The 17,864-nt window shown below is 67.5% G+C and carries 16 protein-coding genes; 6 read left to right on the top strand and 10 right to left on the bottom strand.

Annotation, left to right across the window (positions count from 1 at the left end; all coding sequences use genetic code 11):
- Positions 1–86: 86 nt before the first annotated feature.
- The 4 genes from LF63_RS05255 to dsbG all read left to right on the top strand — a co-directional run bounded on the left by LF63_RS05255 (position 87) and on the right by dsbG (position 4,891).
- Positions 87–899: a phosphodiester glycosidase family protein gene (locus LF63_RS05255; protein WP_052394729.1), complete on the top strand. Its 813-nt coding sequence runs from the start codon at positions 87–89 to the stop codon at positions 897–899.
- A gap of 111 nt (positions 900–1,010) precedes the next feature.
- Positions 1,011–2,984 (top strand): CocE/NonD family hydrolase, encoded by a 1,974-nt coding sequence (locus LF63_RS05250; protein ID WP_235205271.1) that lies wholly within the window; start codon positions 1,011–1,013, stop codon positions 2,982–2,984.
- Between the two features lie 294 nt (positions 2,985–3,278).
- The gene (locus LF63_RS05245; RefSeq protein ID WP_052394727.1) at positions 3,279–4,115 is read left to right on the top strand and encodes a TlpA disulfide reductase family protein; all 837 of its coding nucleotides are present in this window, start codon (positions 3,279–3,281) and stop codon (positions 4,113–4,115) included.
- Positions 4,112–4,891: a thiol:disulfide interchange protein DsbG gene (gene dsbG, locus LF63_RS05240; RefSeq protein ID WP_043100128.1), complete on the top strand. Its 780-nt coding sequence runs from the start codon at positions 4,112–4,114 to the stop codon at positions 4,889–4,891. The genes LF63_RS05245 and dsbG overlap by 4 nt, the downstream gene beginning before the upstream one ends.
- A 12-nt stretch (positions 4,892–4,903) precedes the next feature.
- Here the strand turns inward: dsbG and LF63_RS05235 are convergent, their stop codons facing one another.
- Positions 4,904–5,701: an RsiV family protein gene (locus LF63_RS05235; RefSeq protein ID WP_161782325.1), complete on the bottom strand. Its 798-nt coding sequence runs from the start codon at positions 5,699–5,701 to the stop codon at positions 4,904–4,906.
- A 32-nt stretch (positions 5,702–5,733) separates the two neighbouring features.
- Positions 5,734–6,510, bottom strand: coding sequence for an alpha/beta hydrolase (locus LF63_RS05230; RefSeq protein ID WP_052394725.1), 777 nt, complete (start codon positions 6,508–6,510; stop codon positions 5,734–5,736).
- 222 nt (positions 6,511–6,732) lie between these two features.
- Between LF63_RS05230 and LF63_RS05225 the strand changes: the two genes are divergently transcribed.
- Together LF63_RS05225 and LF63_RS05220 are read left to right on the top strand one after the other, a co-directional pair.
- Positions 6,733–8,910, top strand: a complete 2,178-nt coding sequence (locus LF63_RS05225) for a DUF1631 family protein (RefSeq protein WP_043100123.1) — start codon at positions 6,733–6,735, stop codon at positions 8,908–8,910.
- A complete protein-coding gene (locus LF63_RS05220) occupies positions 8,910–9,269 on the top strand; it encodes a PilZ domain-containing protein (protein ID WP_043100121.1) in 360 nt (119 codons plus the stop codon). Before LF63_RS05225 ends, LF63_RS05220 begins: the two co-directional genes overlap by 1 nt.
- Before the next feature lie 129 nt (positions 9,270–9,398).
- Here the strand turns inward: LF63_RS05220 and dapE are convergent, their stop codons facing one another.
- From dapE to map, 8 genes are all read right to left on the bottom strand, one after another.
- Entirely contained in the window at positions 9,399–10,532 is a 1,134-nt protein-coding gene (gene dapE, locus LF63_RS05215; RefSeq protein ID WP_043100119.1) for a succinyl-diaminopimelate desuccinylase, read from the bottom strand.
- A gap of 69 nt (positions 10,533–10,601) precedes the next feature.
- Positions 10,602–11,087 carry an AAA family ATPase gene (locus tag LF63_RS05210; RefSeq protein WP_081945102.1) on the bottom strand — a complete coding sequence of 162 codons (486 nt, stop codon included), beginning with the start codon at positions 11,085–11,087 and terminating at the stop codon, positions 10,602–10,604.
- Positions 11,088–11,189: 102 nt separating this feature from the next.
- On the bottom strand, positions 11,190–12,248 hold the full coding sequence (locus LF63_RS05205; RefSeq protein WP_043100117.1) for a VIT1/CCC1 transporter family protein: 1,059 nt from the start codon (positions 12,246–12,248) through the stop codon (positions 11,190–11,192).
- 3 nt (positions 12,249–12,251) lie between these two features.
- Positions 12,252–12,608, bottom strand: coding sequence for a Spx/MgsR family RNA polymerase-binding regulatory protein (locus LF63_RS05200; RefSeq protein WP_043100115.1), 357 nt, complete (start codon positions 12,606–12,608; stop codon positions 12,252–12,254).
- Entirely contained in the window at positions 12,605–13,432 is an 828-nt protein-coding gene (dapD, locus tag LF63_RS05195) for a 2,3,4,5-tetrahydropyridine-2,6-dicarboxylate N-succinyltransferase (RefSeq protein WP_043100112.1), read from the bottom strand. Before dapD ends, LF63_RS05200 begins: the two co-directional genes overlap by 4 nt.
- 135 nt (positions 13,433–13,567) lie before the next feature.
- Complete coding sequence (locus tag LF63_RS05190) at positions 13,568–14,173, bottom strand: DsrE family protein (protein ID WP_043100110.1); 606 nt, start codon at positions 14,171–14,173, stop codon at positions 13,568–13,570.
- 82 nt (positions 14,174–14,255) lie between these two features.
- Positions 14,256–16,916, bottom strand: a complete 2,661-nt coding sequence (gene glnD / locus LF63_RS05185; protein WP_235205270.1) for a [protein-PII] uridylyltransferase — start codon at positions 16,914–16,916, stop codon at positions 14,256–14,258.
- Between the two features lie 88 nt (positions 16,917–17,004).
- On the bottom strand, positions 17,005–17,769 hold the full coding sequence (gene map, locus LF63_RS05180; protein WP_043100105.1) for a type I methionyl aminopeptidase: 765 nt from the start codon (positions 17,767–17,769) through the stop codon (positions 17,005–17,007).
- Positions 17,770–17,864: the final 95 nt, after the last annotated feature.

Raw genomic sequence — 17,864 nt, 5'->3', positions numbered from 1 at the left:
GCGCACGCGTCGGAAGCCTCCGTCGAACATGAACGGTTCCGACAGGCCCGCTTGCGCGGCCTTCCGCCGAACGCGACCATGCAGCCATGAACCGTTTTACGCCCCCTGCCCGCCGTCGCGTCCTGCGTCGCATGCTGCCCGCCCTGCTGCTGTGCTTGACGGCGCTGGCGGGCTGCGGTTCGCGCGCGGCGCAAACCGGCGAGCAGGTGCGCTTCGACGGCGCGGCGTACCGCGTGGTGACGGTCGACTTGCGTCACAGCGAACTGACGCTGCACTGGCGCAACCCGGACACCGGCCAGCCGTTTGCTGGCATCGACGCGCTGCGCGACTGGGGCAAGCAGCACGGCAAAATCCTGCGCTTCGCGGCCAACGCCGGCATCTACGATCACAAGGGCGCGCCGCTGGGACTGTACGTCGAGCACGGCAAGGTGCTGAAACCGCTCAACACCGCGCACGGCGACCCCAGCGCGGGCAACTTTTCCCTGCAGCCCAACGGCGTGTTCCTGATCGACCGGCAGAACCACGCCCGCGTGCTGAGCACCGACGACTACCGCGCCCAGCATCCCGATCCACGCCTCGCCACGCAATCCGGCCCGATGCTGGTCATCGACGGCGCGCTCAATCCACATTTCCTGGCCGATTCCAGCAGCCTGAAATGGCGCAGCGGCGTCTGCGCACCCACGCCCGACCGGGTGGTGTTCGCGATCAGTGAAACGCCGGTGAATTTCCACGCCTTCGCGCGGCTGTTCCGCGAGAAGCTGGGCTGCCGCGACGCGCTGTATCTGGACGGCACCATCTCGCAGTTCTACGACCACGGCGACTACTTCGGCCCGCCGCTGTTCATGACCAAGCCCTACGCGGGCATGTTTGCAGTGTTCGAGGACGCCAAGGACTCCTGATCGGCCGAAAACCGACCTGCGTCACGCCTCCGGCGTTACGTAACGCCCCCCGATGCATGCGGACCGGAACCGCGCTATGTTTGCGTTCGGTCGTTCATTCAGGGGTAGTCCGTGAAACGTTCCCTCCGCCATTTCTGTACCGCATTGATCGTTGGCGGTTGCCTGACGATCGCCTCCCAGGCGGCTGTCGCGCTGCGACCGCTGTATCCGCAACTGAAGAGCGAGACGCCGACGCAGTTCAAGCCGTCGCGCGAGGCCTTCGACTACACCATCCGCGACGTGATGATCCCGATGCGCGACGGCGTGCACCTGCATACGGTCATCGTGATCCCGAAGGGGGCCAAGGACGCACCGATCCTGCTCACGCGCACACCGTACGACGCCTCCGGCATGGTCACGCACATGGTCGACGGGCACCAGAGCGCGCACATGGGACCCGCGTTGCAGGGCTACGACAACGCGGTCGACACCATCATCGACGGCGGCTACATCCGCGTGATCCAGGACATCCGCGGCAAGTACGGATCGGAAGGCGACTACGTGATGAACCGGCCGCTGCGCGGGCCGCTCAACGACACGCCGGTGGACGAATCGACCGATACCTGGGACACCATCGACTGGCTGGTGAAGCACCTGCCCGAGAGCAACGGCAAGGTCGGCATCCTGGGCATTTCTTATGACGGCTTCGAGCCGCTGATGGCGCTGGTGCACCCGCACCCGGCCTTGAAGGTGTCGGTGCCGATGAATCCGATGGTCGACGGCTGGATGGGCGACGACTGGTTCCACCACGGCGCGTTCCGTCAGCAGAACATGCCGTACATCTACGAACAGGAAGCCACGCGCGACAACACCCAGCACTGGTGGAGCGCGTTCCACGACGACTACGACCTGTACATGCACTACGGCTCGGCCGGCGCGATGGGCAAGGCCTACGGCATGGAGCAGCTGGGCTTCTGGAACAAGATCGTCGAACACCCGGCCTACGACAGTTTCTGGCAGCAGCAGGCGATGGACAAGGTGCTGGCCAAGCAGCCGCTGAAGGTGCCGGTGATGCTGGTGCACAGCCTGTGGGACCAGGAGGACATCTACGGCGCGCCGGCCGTGTACCGCGCGCTGAAGCCCAAGGACACGCACAACGACATGGTCTACCTGGTGATGGGGCCGTGGCACCACGGCCAGGAGATCGAGGACGCCTCCTCGCTGGGCGCGCTGAAGTTCGGCAGCGACACCGGCGCCTACTTCCGCAAGCACATCCTGGCGCCGTTCCTGGCGCATTACCTGAAGGACGACGCTCCGCCGAATCCGGTCGCGCCGGTCACCGCCTACCGCACCGGCGCCAACCGCTGGGAGCGCCTGCAGTCGTGGCCGTCCGGCTGTGCCAGCGGCTGCTCGATCCAGGCGACGCCGTTCTACCTGCACGCCGACGGCAAGGCCGGTTTTGCCGCGCCCACCGCGTCGGAAGCCAAGGACACCAGCTACGTCTCCGATCCGGCCAAGCCGGTGCCTTACCGCGCACGCCCGAGCCAGCCGGTCGGCTATGACGGCGGTCTGACCTGGCCGCAGTGGCTGGTCGACGATCAGCGCACGTTCTCCGGCCGCACCGACGTGGCGACCTTCGTCTCGCCGGTGCTCGACCATGACGTCACCATCGCCGGCATGCCCAAGGTGCATCTGGTCGCATCGACCAGCGGCAGCGACTCGGACTGGGTGGTGAAGCTGATCGACGTGTACCCGGACCAGGTCGCCGGCGACCCGCAGATGGGCGGCTACCAGCTGGCCGTGGCGATGGACATCTTCCGCGGCCGCTATCGCGAGAGCTACGCCCATCCGCAGCCGCTGACGCCGAACAAACCGCTGCTGTACCGCTTCGATCTGCCCACGGCGAACCACATGTTCCGCAAGGGTCACCGCATCATGGTGCAGGTGCAGTCGAGCTGGTTCCCGCTGTACGACCGCAACCCGCAGACCTACGTGAAGAACATCTTCTTCGCCAAGCCGTCCGACTACGTGAAAGCCACGCAGCGCATCTACCACGCGCCGGGCGAGGCCAGCTACGTCGAGCTGCCGATGGTCGAGAAGCGCTGACGAGGACATCAGCATCGACCGTCATGGCGTCCTGTCGTGACGGTCGATGCATCTCGCGCCCGACACACATTCAACCGTGCCGGGGCTCGCTCGATGCCTCGCTCGACACGCAACGGAGCATCCACGGATCGACCGCGTACCCGCATGCCGCACGGAATCCGGCAAGCGACATGACGTCACACGGCTTCACGCGCCGAACCGCGAACCTCTAGGATGTACCTTTGTCACTCGTCCGGTTCCCCACCATCGTGCCGCTACGTCGCCCGCTCCACATCACGGATCGAACCTGCCCCCATGAATAAGGGCGTGGCCATCGGCCCCTTTCTGTTCCAGGCGCCGCTGCTGGTGCTGCTGGCCGCCGTGGCAGTAGCCATGATCGCGGCGGGCTCGATGGAAAAGCGTCGCGGCGTGGCCGTGCAGACGCCGCTGTGGATCGCCTTGCTGATCGCCCTGCTGGTCGCGCGACTGGGTTTCGTGGTGCGCCGCTGGCCCGACTATGCGTCGCAACCGTGGAGCATCCTGAACGTGCGCGACGGCGGCTTTCTGGCCTGGCCGGGCGTGGTCGCGCTGCTGATCGTGCTCGGCCTGTTCATGGCGCGACGGCGCGCGCTGCGCGTGCCGCTGGCCGCGGCCGGAGGATTCGGTCTGGCCGTCTGGCTGGTCGTGACGCTGGCGGTGACGCAGCTCTCGGCCGCCATGCAGCGCCCGCTGCCCGACCTGACCCTGCACACGCTCGACGGCGCATCGGTCTCCCTGAAAGATTTCCGCGGTCAGCCGACGGTCGTCAACCTGTGGGCGACCTGGTGCCCGCCGTGCCGACGCGAGATGCCAATGCTGATCGACGCGCAGGCGCGCATGCCCGGCACGCATGTCGTGTTCGTCGACCAGGCCGAATCGCCGGCCACGGTGCGCGCCTATCTGCAACAGCTTCCGCACGCGCCGAGAAACGTGCTGATCGACGACGCGCAGCAACTGGCGAAGCACTTCGACCTGCGTGGCACGCCGACCACGCTGTTCGTCGATGCCGATGGCATCGTGCGCAACATCCATGTCGGCGAACTGTCCGCCGCGACCCTGGCCGAAGGCCTGTCGCACACCGCCCCCTCCCATGTCCCCGGAGCGTCTCCTTGAAATCGAACACCTTGCTCTCGCTGGCCCTGCTGGGCCTGTTCCTAGCGCTGACCGGTTGCGCGCGCGCAGCTGACACGCAGCCGACCGCGTATCCCGCCCCCGTGCGCGCGCTGAAATCCGCCGGCATCGAGATCCGCGGCACCATGCCCGCCCCGGACGGCTTCAAGGGCTTCATCGGCGTCTACCGCGGTCAGCCGATGCCGGTCTACCTGCTGCCCGACGGCAAGCACACGGTGGTCGGCAACCTGTTCGCCGCGGACGGCTCGGACCTGACCCGCGACGCCTTCGCCCAGCACGCGATGGCCGGCCTGGGCAAGAACGCCTGGTCGAAACTGCAGAAGGCAGACTGGATCGCCGAGGGACCCAAGGGCGCCAAACGCGTCGTCTACGTGTTCACCGATACCGAGTGCCCGTATTGCCATCGCCTGTGGAGCGCGATCCGGCCGCAGGTGAACAAGGGCGAGGTGCAGGTGCGCTACCTGCTGGTCGCGGTCATCAAGCAGCAGAGCCTGCCGCGCGCAGTGTCGGTGCTCGACGCGCCCGATCCGATCAAGGCCTTCGCGCGCAACGAGAAGGACTTCCGCGACAGCCCGATCAAGCTGGCCGCGAAGATTCCGTCGGCGACGCGCGACAAGATCGCCGCGAACATCGCCCTGATGCAGGAGTTCGGCCTGCAGGGCACGCCGGGCATCGTCTATCAGGATGCGCAGGGGCGCGTGCAGACGGTCAGCGGCGTGCCCTCGGACGCAGGACTCAAGGCGATCTTCGGCCCCTGAGGTCGGACGCCATCAGGGCGCCAGACCGAACGCGCCCCGGTACGCAGGCTTCAGCAGTGTCGCGAACGTCTGCACCGGCACGCGCACGGTCTGCGCGCCATACACGTAGGGCGCCACCTGATAGGGCGGAAACACCAGCACCAGGGACGGCGGCGAGGCCAGACCTCCGCCGTCGATCAGAAAACCCTTGAAGTTTTGCGCGGTCGGCTGCGTGCCCGCATCGATCATCGCGCGCATGTTGTCCTGCCATGCCTTGCGCGCCTTGGCCGGCGTCTTGTCGCCGCCCGGCACCTTGTCCAGCAGCTTCGCATAGAGCGCCTTGCGCGCAGCCTCGGAAAGCCACGCCCGCGCCCTGGCGGGATCGGTGAACAGATCGTCCAGCGTCACCAGCCGGGCATGCTGCATGTCGAACACGAACGTAGCGTCCAGCGGGATCGGATGCGCGCCGCCGGTATCCATCATCCCCTGCTCGCGCACGCTGACGAACACCGGTGTGCGTGCGGCGACCGTGTAGTCGATCATCAGCTGCAGCGGGCGGCGCGCCTCGGCAGGCAGCGACGACACATTCGGCAAGGCCCTCATCAGTTCCGCACGCGCCGCCTGCGTACGCTCGTGCAACGTATGCATGAGCACATCGGCTTCGGGTGACAGCGGTGGATAGGTGACGTCGATGCGATAGCGCGCGTTGCTGACATGCAGTTCCAGCGGCGTCGACGAACTCGAAGCCGCCGCCAGAGAGCCCGCCGTGGCAGCCGTATCCGACGAAGGCGAACGCTGACATGCCGCAAGCGTCACGGCGAAGATCAGCATGGCAAACATGCGAGCGAAGCAAGCCACCATGCTCAGCGGGCTCCCGCAGCCGAAGCCGGCACATCGCCGACCTTGCGCAGAAACGCCTCGAAGCTGGCCAGATTGGCCTTGCAGCCATCCGGATCGCGCGCGCAGACCAGGGTCGACGCGCCGTGCACGCCGGACGCCGGTCGATACCGCGTAATGTTGGCGCCATGCGCATCGCGCAGCACCTCGTCCACGCGCTCCGACTCGGCCGGATCGGTAGTGACGTAAAGCGGCACCGTCACCTTCGCCGCCGCCTGCTTGACGAGATTCTTGTCGGCGAAATACTCGCCCGGCGAAAAGCTCGCTACCGCCGTGATCGCCTGCGGATGCCTGGCCGCCAACAGCAGCACCAGCGACGAGGTATAGGAACTGCCAACCGCGACGATGGTGCGATATCCGCGCGCCCGCGCCCAGGTCAGCGCCGCTTCCAGATCCGGCAGCGCTTCGAGATAGCTCGCGGAATGCCCCAGCTTCACCACCGTGCGGTTGCGGCCGCCGAACAGGCTTCCGCCCGAGCGCTGATCGATCGCCAGCGTGTCGTAGCCGAGCTTCGTGAACGTGGCAATCAGCGGGTCGTATTCGTGGCGGCTGGCCCCGGCCTGATGGAACAACAGGAGCAGACGGCCCGCATGTCCGACGGCGGATGTAGCGGTGCCATACACGGTGACGCCGTCCTTCGCGGTCAGCGTCACCGACCGACCGGCCGCGGACGCCGCCAAGGGAATCAGCAACAGCGCAAGCGACAGGCCGCGCACGAAACCGGAGATCCATTTGTTCGACATGGGCCGCCCCATCTTTCGGTGTTGAGTCGTTGCATGCTACACCGCCTCCGGCAGCCCCCAGCGTGCGCCCTCACCCGAGCATGAGGCCTGACCCGAGCGACAGCGGCGGCTCGATCCGGCGCACCACACCCTGTCAGAAATCTGAACCAGACACGTCGTTCCGGACAAAACTTTCTCAGTAGGCATACACTGAAACCGTCAAATCATCGACGCGAGGGCGCCATGCATCATGAGCCATCGAGTTCGGAGGGACGGACGAACACGCACCGGACCGCTGCAGCCGGGTCGGAACGGAGCAAACGACTACTCACAGAACTGCGCACCCAATGCAGCGCATGGCTGAACGAGCCTCTCGAACGCGGCCTGACGCATTTCGGTCACCAACTGCAGGAACTGGCCAACGGCAGCCGCAGTCACCTGGATCAGCAGAGCTACCTCGACACCATGTCGCGCCTACGCGAACACAGACAGGCGTTCGACCAGCAGTTCACCGCCAGCATCGACAAGGCCTTCGACCAACTCGGCGCGCAGGCGGGCAAGGTCTCCGCCTCCGCGCCCCGCACGCTCAGCCTACTCGACACCATGACGCACGACCTGGATGCCGCGCTGGACCAGCTGGTCGCGCGCAGCAAGGTCCGCGGCGGCCAGGAGCTGATCGAACTGGGTTACCGCATCGCGGTGCTGCTGGGCACGGCGCCGGTGGAGAGCAGCGAGCTTCCGGTCGGTCCCCAGGCCATGGCGCGCGCTTTCCGCGACGCTAGCAACGCACTGAAGATGCCCACCGCACACGAGCTGCTGCTGCTGCAGAGTCTGGAAAGCAGCCTGATCGATGAACTCGCCTCGCTGCATGCGCTGGTCAACACGCATCTGCGCGAGGCGGGCATCCTGCCGGGCCTCCGTCCGTTCGCCCTGCCACGCGATCCATCGCGGCAGAGCGGCACGCGGAAAGCCTCCACGGCCGCCGTCGCCCCGACGCCGGCCGCGAGCATCCGTGCCGAACCTGCGGCGAGCGAAACGCCTTCGCACAAAACCGCCGCGGGCAAGCCTTCCGCCGGCACGTCTGCGGAAGGCCGCGTCAGCAACGACCAATTGCAGGCCGCGTTGACCGCCTTGCAGGAACACTTCGCCCAGGTCGACGAACGGACCTGGTTCGAATTGAACCAGCCCAAGCGCCTGCGCGAGGAACTGCTGCTGCAGCTCAACGCCAGGCGCTCGGCGCAGACCGGGCACGTGGACCTCGACGCCGAGCAGGAATACACCCTGGAGATGATCGTGCGGCTGTTCGCGAAGATCGCACAGCAACTGCCGCAGACCCTCGACGCCCAGTCGCTGCTGTACGACCTGCAGCTTCCGCTGCTGCGCGTCGCCCTGCGCGATCCGAGCTTCTTCGAACAGCACCGGCATCCGGCGCGTCAGGTGCTCGGCCGGATTACCGAGATCGCCCGCGACTGGCTCGACGACGCCAGCGAATCGCCGCACCACGAATTGCGCATCGACCTGGAAGCGCTGATCGTGCATGCCGGGCGCGCTGCTCCGGAGGCGGCGGTGTATGAAAAACTGCTGGAGGGTATCGAACGGCAAGTGGCGCGCCTGCAACACGAAACGCAGCTGGTCGAGGAACAGCAGGTCGATGCCATGCGCGGACTGGAGCGCCTGGAGGAAGCCCGTCACCGCACCGCCGAACTGCTGAGTGAACGCGTCGCCGCCTCACCACGCCAGCAGGCGGCGCTGCAGCAGATGCACCGCAGTTGGATGGATGTGATGTCGCTGACCCTGCTGCGCAACGGCGAGGACAGCACCGCGTTCAAGAACCGCCTCTACGCGACCGAACAGGTGCTCGGCATCCGGCCGCTGGATCATGCCGACATGCTGCGACAGGAACTGGAGATCGGACTTCGTCAGATCGGCATGCCCGCCGATGAGATTGACCCGGTCGTGAGCCGCATGATCGAGGCCGGCCGGGCCGCGCAGCGTCGTCCGGGGCCGGACACCGATCACGCGCCGGCAAGCGTCGAGACGCCGCCTTCCGCGATCGGCGCGGCCAACGACGCCGCCGCGTTCGGTTCCTCGCTCAAGGCCAGTCCCGAAGTGCTTCGCATCCATCGACACCTGCGCACCTTGCCGGCCGGGGTGTGGTTCGAATTCCGGGGTCCCGCGGGCACGCAGGGCATCCAGCGCAGGCTCGCGTGGTACTCGCCACTGACCGGACACAGCCTGTTCGTCACCCGCAGCGGCCGACGCGCGCAGGAACTCGGCGAACTCAAGCTGGCCCAGGCCATCGCCGCCGGTCATATCCGTGAACTGACGGATATCCATGAGAACGTGGTTGATCAGGCCTGGCGCATCGTCACCCGCGAGCAAGGCCTGCACCCGCCGACCAGCCACCGGGGAGGCGCTTGATGCACATCGGCCAGGACACCCAGCAACGCGACGATCGCCGGGCTCACCGCAAGTCGGTGGAATCGACCGAACCGGTAATCAACGTCATCACCGGTCTGTCCATGGGGCACATCGGCAACATGTCTCGGACCGGCGTGATGCTGATCGGCGCCACGCGCCCGGACAGCAATGCGATCTACCAGATCATCCTGCCCTTGCCCCTCAAGAACGGTACCACGCTGAACATCGAGGTCGGCGTGCAGGAACAGTGGCACGATCAGGCCGCGTCCACGGATCAGTACTGGGTCGGCTACCGCATCGTCGCTATCAGCGACGAAGACCACGCCCGGCTGCAGAACTGGCTGGAGTTGCCGGAATAGGCGCAACCCGTCCGGCTCGCCGAGGCGATCGGTGTTCTTCGTGCGCCCAGCGCAAATAAGCTGTAACGGATGCGTCCACCGTTCCGACCCAGGGTGCCGTTGTGCGCCTCGCTGTGATGCACCGATGCGTTACGCCAGCAGGCGTTCGGCGATCGCTTCGTACAGCGCCGGAAGACGTTCCAGATCGGCGACCGCGACGCATTCGTCGACCTTGTGAATGGTGGCGTTGACTGGCCCGAGTTCGACCACCTCGACGCCCAGCGGCGCGATGAAGCGTCCGTCCGAGGTGCCGCCGCCGGTGCTCTGTTCCGGCTCGACGCCGGCCCGTTCGCGGCAGACGGCGACCACCGTCTCGCGCAATCGGCCATTCGGCGGCGACAGGAACGGACGGCCGGAATCGTGCCAGCGAATCTGCCAGTCGAGGCCGTGCCGGTCGAGGATCGCCTCGGCGCGCGCGCGCAGTTGCTCGGCGGTGCTGGCCGTGCTGTAGCGGAAGTTGAACAGCGCTTCGAGCGTGCCGGGAATGACGTTGTTGGCGCCGGTGCCGGCATGGAGGTTGGACACCTGCAGCGAGGTCGGCGGGAAATCGTCGTTGCCGTCGTCCCAGTGCTCGGCCACCAATTCGGCCAGCGCGGGCGCGAAGCGATGAATGGGATTGTCGGCCTTGTGCGGATAGGCCACGTGACCCTGCACGCCGCGCACCGTCAGCGTGGCCGACAGCGAGCCGCGCCGACCGACGCGGATCAGATCGCCCAGCGCATCCTTCGCCGAAGGTTCGCCAACCACGCACCAGTCGATGCGTTCGCCGCGCTGCGCGAAGGCTTCGGCGACCTTGCGCACGCCGTCGATGGCGTCGCCTTCCTCGTCGCTGGTCAGCAGCAGCGCGAGCCGGCCCGCGTGATCGGGGTGCGCGGCGACGAACGATTCCAGCGCCACCACCATCGCGGCGACGCTGCCTTTCATGTCCGCCGCGCCGCGACCGTACAGCACGCCATCACGAACCGTCGGCTCGAACGGCGGCGTGGCCCAGGCGTCTTCCGGGCCGCTCGGCACCACGTCGGTATGGCCGAGGAACGCCAGTGTCGGCGCATCGTCCGCGCCATGCGTGGCCCACAGGTTGTCGACGTCGCCGAAGCGCAGGCGCTCGATGCGGAAACCGGCGCGTGCCAGACGTTCGGCGATCAGGTCCTGGCAGCCTTCATCGTCCGGCGTCACGGAGCGGCGGCGGATCAGTTCGCAGGTGAGGTCGAGCACGTCGGACATGGAAAGCACACGCAAGCGGAAGTACCGCGCCGAGGCTGACGCAAGGCGGCACGTCGCGCAAGTCCGGTATCAGTCCGGCGACGGCAGCGTGGTGTATTCGGTCTTGTCGCCCGCGTGCGCGTCGAACAGGCGACGGTGCGCGGCGTACGACCAGGCGTCGTCGCGCTCGTAGTAGCCGCGCACCCAGGTCTGCAGCGATTCCAGCATCGCATCCTGCTGTTCGGGCGTGGCGTACTTGTGCGGCTCCCATGGCCGCCGTCGGTTGTTCGCCAGGCAGGCCTCGCACCCGGGATGGAGGAAGATCAGTTCCGTGCAGGCATGCGCCGCATGCTCGACAAGGTCGCCGTAGCAACCCTCGACGACCCAACTCGCATGCTGCGCGAGGAAGGCGTCGAGATCGGCGCGCACCGCATCCATCGGACGCGCCTCGGCGATGCGTCCGGGTTCCCAGACGATGGTGTCCATATCCAAATGCGCGCAACCGTGGCGCGCGGCCAGCGCCTTCGCCAGCGTGCTCTTGCCCGAGCCGGAATTGCCGAAGATCAGAATGCGCACGATGTCCCTCCATGCATGCGAACGGGCCGGCCTAACCGGGAACGCGGATCGCATCGCCCCGCGGAATCGCCGTGCAACCGCGACCCGACGCCGCGGGCGCGGTCAGCTCAGCACCGCACCGAGCGCGTGACCGAGCAGCCAGGTGACGCCGGCCGCGGCCGTGGTGATGACGAACTGTCGCGTGATCGAGAAGCCGACGTGGCGACCGGTGAACAGCGACGTCGCCGCCGCGATCAGCGCCAGCCCGGCGGCGGCCGCGATCACGCTGCCGACCAGCGCGGCGCGACCGTGCAGGAACAGGTACGGCGCGACCGGAAACGCCGCACCCAGCGCGAACAGCGCGAACGACGACATCGCCGCGCTCCACGCCGACCCGCCCAGATCTTCCGGATCCACGCCCATGTCCTCGCGCACCAGCAGATCCAGCGCCGAGCGCGGACTCTCGATCAGCTGCGCGGCCATGGTCTCGGCGGCGGCTTCGCCCAGCCCCTTGTCGCGGTAGATCGCGGCGATGCGCTGGCGCACGTCCTCGGGCGCGACCGCCAGCCGCTCGGCGCGCGCGGTGATCTGCGCCTGGTAGAACTCGCGCGAGCTGTTCACCGACAGCCACTCGCCCAGCGCCATCGAGCAGGCGCCAGCGACCAGTCCGGCCAGTCCCGCCAGCAGCACGGCGTGATCGGCCACCGCGGCACCGGCCATGCCCATCACCAGACTGACGTTGGACACCAGACCGTCGTTGGCGCCCAGCACCGCCGCGCGCAGCGTGTTGCCGTCCTGCCCGCGCAGGCCGGTACGCGGCAAGGCGTGGCCGGCGTCGCGGAAATGGTCGCGGTAGTCCTGCCGGTCGACCGGCGTGGCGTGATGGTCGGCATGCGTGATGCGGGCCACCGTCGGCATCACGAAATCACTGCCGAAACGCTCCGCCAGCCACAGCAGCATGCGCACGCGAATGCTTGCCCGATGCTCCGGAGACGCCACGCCGAGTTCCTTCAGCTGATCGACCCAGAACGCGGCGTTGGCGCACTCCGCCTTGGCAATGCGACGGTAGGCACGCGCCGCGCGCGCATCGTCGCTGAGCGCGGCCAGGCCCTCGTACAGCGCGGCGTTGTCGCGCTCGATGCGCAGGTTGGTCAGATAACGGCGGATCACGGCGCGTTTCATGGTTCAGCGTCCGAACAACTGCTTGAACAGGTTGTCCTTGAAGCCGACGCTGACGCGACCGTCGTCCAGCACCACCACCGGACGACGCACCAGCGCGGGGTATTCCTTGATGAGCAGCGTCCACTCCGGATCGCTACCCGGGTTCTTGCGCTGCGGCAGCAGATTGCGCCAGGTGGTCGAGGCCTTGTTGACCAGCTTCTCCCAGCCACCGAGCTGACCGGCCCAGTCCTTCAGCGTGGCGGCCGGCACCGGGTTCTCGCGATAGTCGACAAAGCTGTACTCGACCTCGAAGCGGTCCAGCCACTTGCGCGCCTTGCGGCAGGTGTCGCAGGTCTTCAGGCCGTAGACGGTGACGCTCATTGCGCGCTCCTCAGCAGCTCGTTGATGCCGGTCTTGGCGCGCGTCTTGGCGTCGACCTGCTTGACGATCACCGCCGCGTACAGACTGTGCGAACCGTCCTTGGCCGGCAGGCTGCCGGCAACGACCACGCTGCCGGCCGGCACGCGGCCGTAGCTGACTTCGCCGGTGGCGCGATGGTAGATGCGCGTGGACTGGCCCAGGAACACGCCCATGCCGATCACGCTGCCCTGCTCGACCACGACGCCCTCGACCACTTCCGAACGCGCGCCGATGAAGCAGTGATCCTCAATGATGGTCGGACCGGCCTGCAACGGTTCCAGCACGCCGCCGATGCCGACGCCGCCGGACAGGTGCACGTGTGCGCCGATCTGCGCGCAGGAGCCGACCGTGGCCCAGGTGTCGACCATCGTGCCCTCGCCCACGTGCGCGCCGATGTTGACGTAGCTCGGCATCAGCACGGCGTCTTTGGCGATGTGCGCGCCGCGGCGCACCAGCGCGCCCGGCACCACGCGTGCGCCGAGGTTGAGCAGTTCGTCATGGTCGCCCAACGGGAAGCGCAACGGCACCTTGTCGAACGCCTGCGCCGGACCGCCGTCGACCACCCGATTGCCGTTGATGCGGAAGTACAGCAGCACGGCCTTCTTCAGCCACTGGTGCACGGTCCAGTCGCCGTTGTCCGCGCGCGTGGCGACGCGTCGCTCGCCGGATTCGAGCAGGTCCAGCGCCTGCTCCACGGCCGGACGGATATGCGTCTCGATCTCGCTCTGGGTCAGTTCGTTGCGGCGCTCGAAGGCGTCGTCGATGAGGGCTTCGATGGAAGACATGCGCGGAGGGTACCCGTGGTGCTCGGAACAAGCTGCAAAGAGTACACGCAAGCGCCCCGCCTGTGACCGGGGCGCAGATGCGAAACGGCCGTCGCGAGGCACGCGACGGCCGTCACAAACGCCGCTGGATGCGCGTTACAGCTGCATGTAGGTGTAGCCGCGATGGCCGTAGATCACCGGATCGGTCAGCGCCGACAGCGTGACCGTGACGCTGGGATCGATGTCGCTGTTCTTCAGCCCCATCTCGGCCATGGCCTGACTGCAGATCATCAGCTTCACGCCGGCTTTCTTCAGCGCGCGCAGGATCGGCAGGTTCGGATTCTCTCCCTTGCCCTTCTTGTCGAAGAATTTGCGGTAGGCCGCGTTGGTCAGCGCGGTGGCGCCGACCTGACGATCCAGCACGGCCACGATGTGCACGTGGTCCTGCGGCACCTTGGCGTAGCCCATCAGATTCACCAGCCGCGCCAGACGGTTCAGCGAACCGAGCTGGTGGCCGGACGACGGATCGCCGGTGACGACGTCGACCAGAATCTTGTAGTCGGCGTTCGGGTCCGGCTGCATGTCGGCGCCCGGATTGGGGTGCACGCCGCCGAACTTCGGAATCACCGGGTAGACCCAGGTCACGTCCGACGCGCCCTTGTGCATCGGGGCATGGTGAGGCTCGGCCGCGAACGAGGTCGTCGACAACATCCACAGTCCGGCCGCCAACAACAGCGACCCTTGCACGCGCCTGATCTTCATATCCTCTCCCTCGGTGAACGTCATGTGGCGACAGATCGCCCGAACGATACGCTGCAGTCGCGTCATCGCAAAGTCGGCGCGCTCAGGAAGCGCGTCGCTGCGGACCGACCAGGGGCAGCAGCGCATCGCGCAGCCGCTCCTGCATGGCCGCATCGAGCGGCGCGTTGTCGCCGTCGGTGAGCTGGAAGAAATCCTCCACGCGCTCGCCGAAGGTGGCGATGCGCGCGTCGTGCACGCGCACGCCGACCTCGACGAAGGCCTGCGCGACCACCGCCAGCAGACCCGGACGATCGCTGCAGACCAGCGCCAGCTGCGTGCGCGCGGCAGCGGCGTCGGCGGTGAATTCGATGCGCGGCGCCATCTGGAAATGCCGCTGCCGTCGCGACAGGTTGCGCTTGGCCGGTTGCGCACGCGCCGGCTTGGCCAGGGCTCGCGCCAGCCGCACGCGCAGATCCTCGGCGCGTTCCAGGCTGGCCGGTTCTTGGCTCTCGGACTCCAGCAGCAGGAACGTGTCCAGCGCCATGCCGGTGTTGGAGCCGAGCACGCGCGCCTGCACCACCGAGAAGCGCATGCGGTCGAGCATCGCGGTCACGGTGGCGAACAGGCCGTCGCGGTCCGGCGCGTACACGAACACCTCGGTGCAGCCGCGCACCGAGAACGGATGCACGTCGACCAACGGCAACGCACCCTCCGCCTTGAGGATCGCCGCAGTCTGCCAGGCGACCTGCTCCGGCCGATGGCGCAGGAAGCTGAGATCGGGAAAGTCGGCCCACACGTGCGCCACGTCGTCGGCATCGAAACCGTCGTCCAGCAGCATCGACAGCGCGCGTTCGCGGCAGTCGCGCACGCGCGCCTCGGCGCGCAGCGGCAATGCCAGGTCCGAGCGCAGCGCATAGCGCGCGGCGACGTAGAGGTCGGCCAGCAGGCGATCCTTCCACGAGTTCCATAGCTTCGGGCTGGTGCCGATGATGTCGGCGATGGTCAGCAGGTACAGATGGTCCAGATGTTCCCAGTCGCCGACTTCGGTGGCGAAGCGATGCACCACGTCGGGATCGGTGATGTCCTGGCGCTGCGCGGTGGTACTCATCAGCAGATGCCAGCGCACCAGCCAGGCGACCAGTGCGCCGTCCTCGTCGGAGATGCCCAGGCGCTTGCAGAAATCGCGCGCGTCGGACTCGCCCAGTACCGAATGATCGCCGCCGCGTCCCTTGGCGATGTCGTGGAACAGCGCCGCCAGCAGCAGGATTTCCGGGCGGTCCAGCGTGGCCCATATTTCGCAGGCGATGGGAAACTCGCGGCGCGCCTGTGGATCGGCGAAACGCGCCACGTTGCGCAGCACGCGCATGGTGTGTTCGTCCACGGTGTAGACGTGGAACAGGTCGTACTGCATGCGTCCGACCACGCGCGCGAACGGCGGCAGAATCGCCGCCAGCAGGCCGAAGCGGTTCATCCGCCACAGCGCCTCGACGGCCGGCGCGCCACGATGCAGCAGCGTACGCAGAGCGTCCATCACGGCGGGGTCTTCGCCGATCTCGGTGCCGCGCTCGGCCACGGCCTGCTGGATGCGGCGCATGGTCTCGGCGGTGAAGCCGACCAGTTCGGGATGATCCAGGCGCAGCACGAAGCCCTCGATCAGCGCCGCGGGGCGACGCAGGAACAGGTCCGCGTCGCGCGGCTGCAGGCGCGTGCCCAGGCGCATGAAGTCCTCGTTCAGCGGCTGCGGTTCGACATCGGGTTCGAGCAGCTCCTCGAAACGCTCGCCGAGCTGCACGCCGAGACGCTCGACCACGGTCGCGGCCCGGTAGTAACCCTGCATGAACTGCTCGACGCCCAGGTTCTTCGCGTGCTCGTCCTCGAACCCGAGACGCGCGGCCAGCGCGCGCTGGTAGTCGAACAGCAGGCGCTCTTCGGCACGACCCGCTTCCAGATGCAGCGCGAAGCGATAACGCTGCAGCGTCGCCTCGGCGGCGGCGATGGCCTCGTGTTCGGCCGGATCGAGCAGGCCTTCGGCGGCCATGGCGTCGAAGTCGCCGACGCCGGCCACGCGTCGCCCGAGCCAGCGCATCAGATCCAGCGTGCGCAGGCCGCCGGGGCCGTCCTTGAGATTGGGTTCCAGGTTGTGCGCGGTGTCGTCGTGGCGAGCGTGGCGCTCGGCCTGTTCGGCCAGCTTGGCTTCCAGGAAGCGCTGCGGCGGCCACAGCGACGGATCGTCGACGATGGCGTCGTAGTCCGCTTGCATCATGCGGTCGCCGGCCAGCCAGCGGCCTTCGATCATGCTGGTGAACACGCTGACGTCCTCGGCGGCCAGCGCGCGGCACTGCGCCACATCGCGCACGGCGCTACCGGGCTTCAAGCCGATGTCCCAGAGACAGGCGAAGAACCGTTGCAGCGCCGGCGCCTGGCGCTCACGCGCGCGCGGCGTCACCAGCACCAGCAAGTCGACGTCCGAATGCGGAAACAGCAGGCCGCGCCCGAAACCGCCGACCGCGAACAGCGATACCCCCTCGGGCGCACCGAGAAAGGCCGTCCACACGTGCACCAGCACGCGCTCGACCAGCACCGTGCGGCGGCGCGCCAGCGCGCCTGCTTCGACGCCGGCGGCGAACGACGTAGCCAGGGCGCGATCGGTGTCGGCGATCAGCAGCCGCAGTGCGCGTCGCGCATCCGCCGACACGCCCGAGCGCGGAATCGCGCGCGGCAGACGCGGCAACGAGGGCAACAGGCGGCGAGGCGATTCGGGCACGTGGGCAGGCGCGTCTCGTGAGGAACGAGGAGTTAAAGCGGAATGCGGCGCGGGCGCAAGCCACCGCAGTCCGCGCGGACGCGACGGCTCAGGCGTCCGGCCAGGGTGTCAGTATCTCGAAGCCGTCGTCGGTCACGGCGATGGTGTGCTCCCACTGCGCCGACAGCGAATGGTCCTTGGTGACCACGGTCCAGCCGTCCGGCAACGAGCGCGTGGCGGCCTTGCCGGCATTGACCATCGGCTCGACGGTGAAGGTCATGCCCTTTTCCAGCTTCAGGCCGGCGCCGGGCTTGCCGTAGTGCAGCACCTGCGGCTCGTCGTGGTAGATCTTGCCGATGCCGTGGCCGCAGTATTCGCGCACGATCGAGAACCCGGCCGCCTCGGCATGCTTCTGGATGGCATGGCCGACGTCGCCCAGGGTCGCGCCCGGGCGCACCGCCTCGATACCCTTCATCATGGCCTCGAAGGTGATGTCGACCAGCCGCTTGGCGCGCACGCTCGGCGTGCCGGCGATGAACATGCGACTGGTGTCGCCGTGCCAGCCGTCCTTGATGACGGTGACGTCGCAATTGACGATGTCGCCGTCCTTCAGCACCTTGCCGGCATTCGGAATGCCGTGGCAGATGACGTGATTGACCGAAGTGCACAGCGTCTTCGGAAAGCCGCGGTAGCCGACGTTGGCCGGCACGGCCTTCTGCACGTTGACGATGTGCTCGTAGGCGATGCGGTCCAGGTCCTCGGTGGTCACGCCCGGCTGGACATGCTCCTTGAGCACGGCCAGCACTTCGGCGGCAAGGCGTCCGGCGACGCGCATCTTCTCGATTTCTTCGGGGGTCTTGGGTACTGCGGGCATACGCCGAATCCTGTCTTTTCCGGGTCCGCCGCGGCCGTTCGGGCCGGCCGGGCGGCAAAAAAGGGTTTTCCGAACCGTTTCAGCTGCTTGTGGAA

It is taken from the genome of Oleiagrimonas soli (genome assembly GCF_000761445.1).
GTDB classification, from domain to species: domain Bacteria; phylum Pseudomonadota; class Gammaproteobacteria; order Xanthomonadales; family Rhodanobacteraceae; genus Oleiagrimonas; species Oleiagrimonas soli.
This window is presented reverse-complemented; position numbering and strand designations above follow the sequence as displayed.

Bases quoted from the DNA above. Each gene is read 5' to 3' on its own strand.
- LF63_RS05255 (WP_052394729.1), top strand. From the start codon at position 87: ATGAACCGTTTTACGCCCCCTGCCCGCCGTCGCGTCCTGCGTCGCATG.
- LF63_RS05245 (WP_052394727.1), top strand. From the start codon at position 3,279: ATGAATAAGGGCGTGGCCATCGGCCCCTTTCTGTTCCAGGCGCCGCTG.
- LF63_RS05235 (WP_161782325.1), bottom strand. From the start codon at position 5,701: ATGCTGATCTTCGCCGTGACGCTTGCGGCATGTCAGCGTTCGCCTTCG.
- LF63_RS05230 (WP_052394725.1), bottom strand. From the start codon at position 6,510: ATGTCGAACAAATGGATCTCCGGTTTCGTGCGCGGCCTGTCGCTTGCG.
- LF63_RS05225 (WP_043100123.1), top strand. From the start codon at position 6,733: ATGCATCATGAGCCATCGAGTTCGGAGGGACGGACGAACACGCACCGG.
- LF63_RS05220 (WP_043100121.1), top strand. From the start codon at position 8,910: ATGCACATCGGCCAGGACACCCAGCAACGCGACGATCGCCGGGCTCAC.
- dapE (WP_043100119.1), bottom strand. From the start codon at position 10,532: ATGTCCGACGTGCTCGACCTCACCTGCGAACTGATCCGCCGCCGCTCC.
- LF63_RS05205 (WP_043100117.1), bottom strand. From the start codon at position 12,248: ATGAAACGCGCCGTGATCCGCCGTTATCTGACCAACCTGCGCATCGAG.
- LF63_RS05200 (WP_043100115.1), bottom strand. From the start codon at position 12,608: ATGAGCGTCACCGTCTACGGCCTGAAGACCTGCGACACCTGCCGCAAG.
- dapD (WP_043100112.1), bottom strand. From the start codon at position 13,432: ATGTCTTCCATCGAAGCCCTCATCGACGACGCCTTCGAGCGCCGCAAC.
- LF63_RS05190 (WP_043100110.1), bottom strand. From the start codon at position 14,173: ATGAAGATCAGGCGCGTGCAAGGGTCGCTGTTGTTGGCGGCCGGACTG.
- map (WP_043100105.1), bottom strand. From the start codon at position 17,769: ATGCCCGCAGTACCCAAGACCCCCGAAGAAATCGAGAAGATGCGCGTC.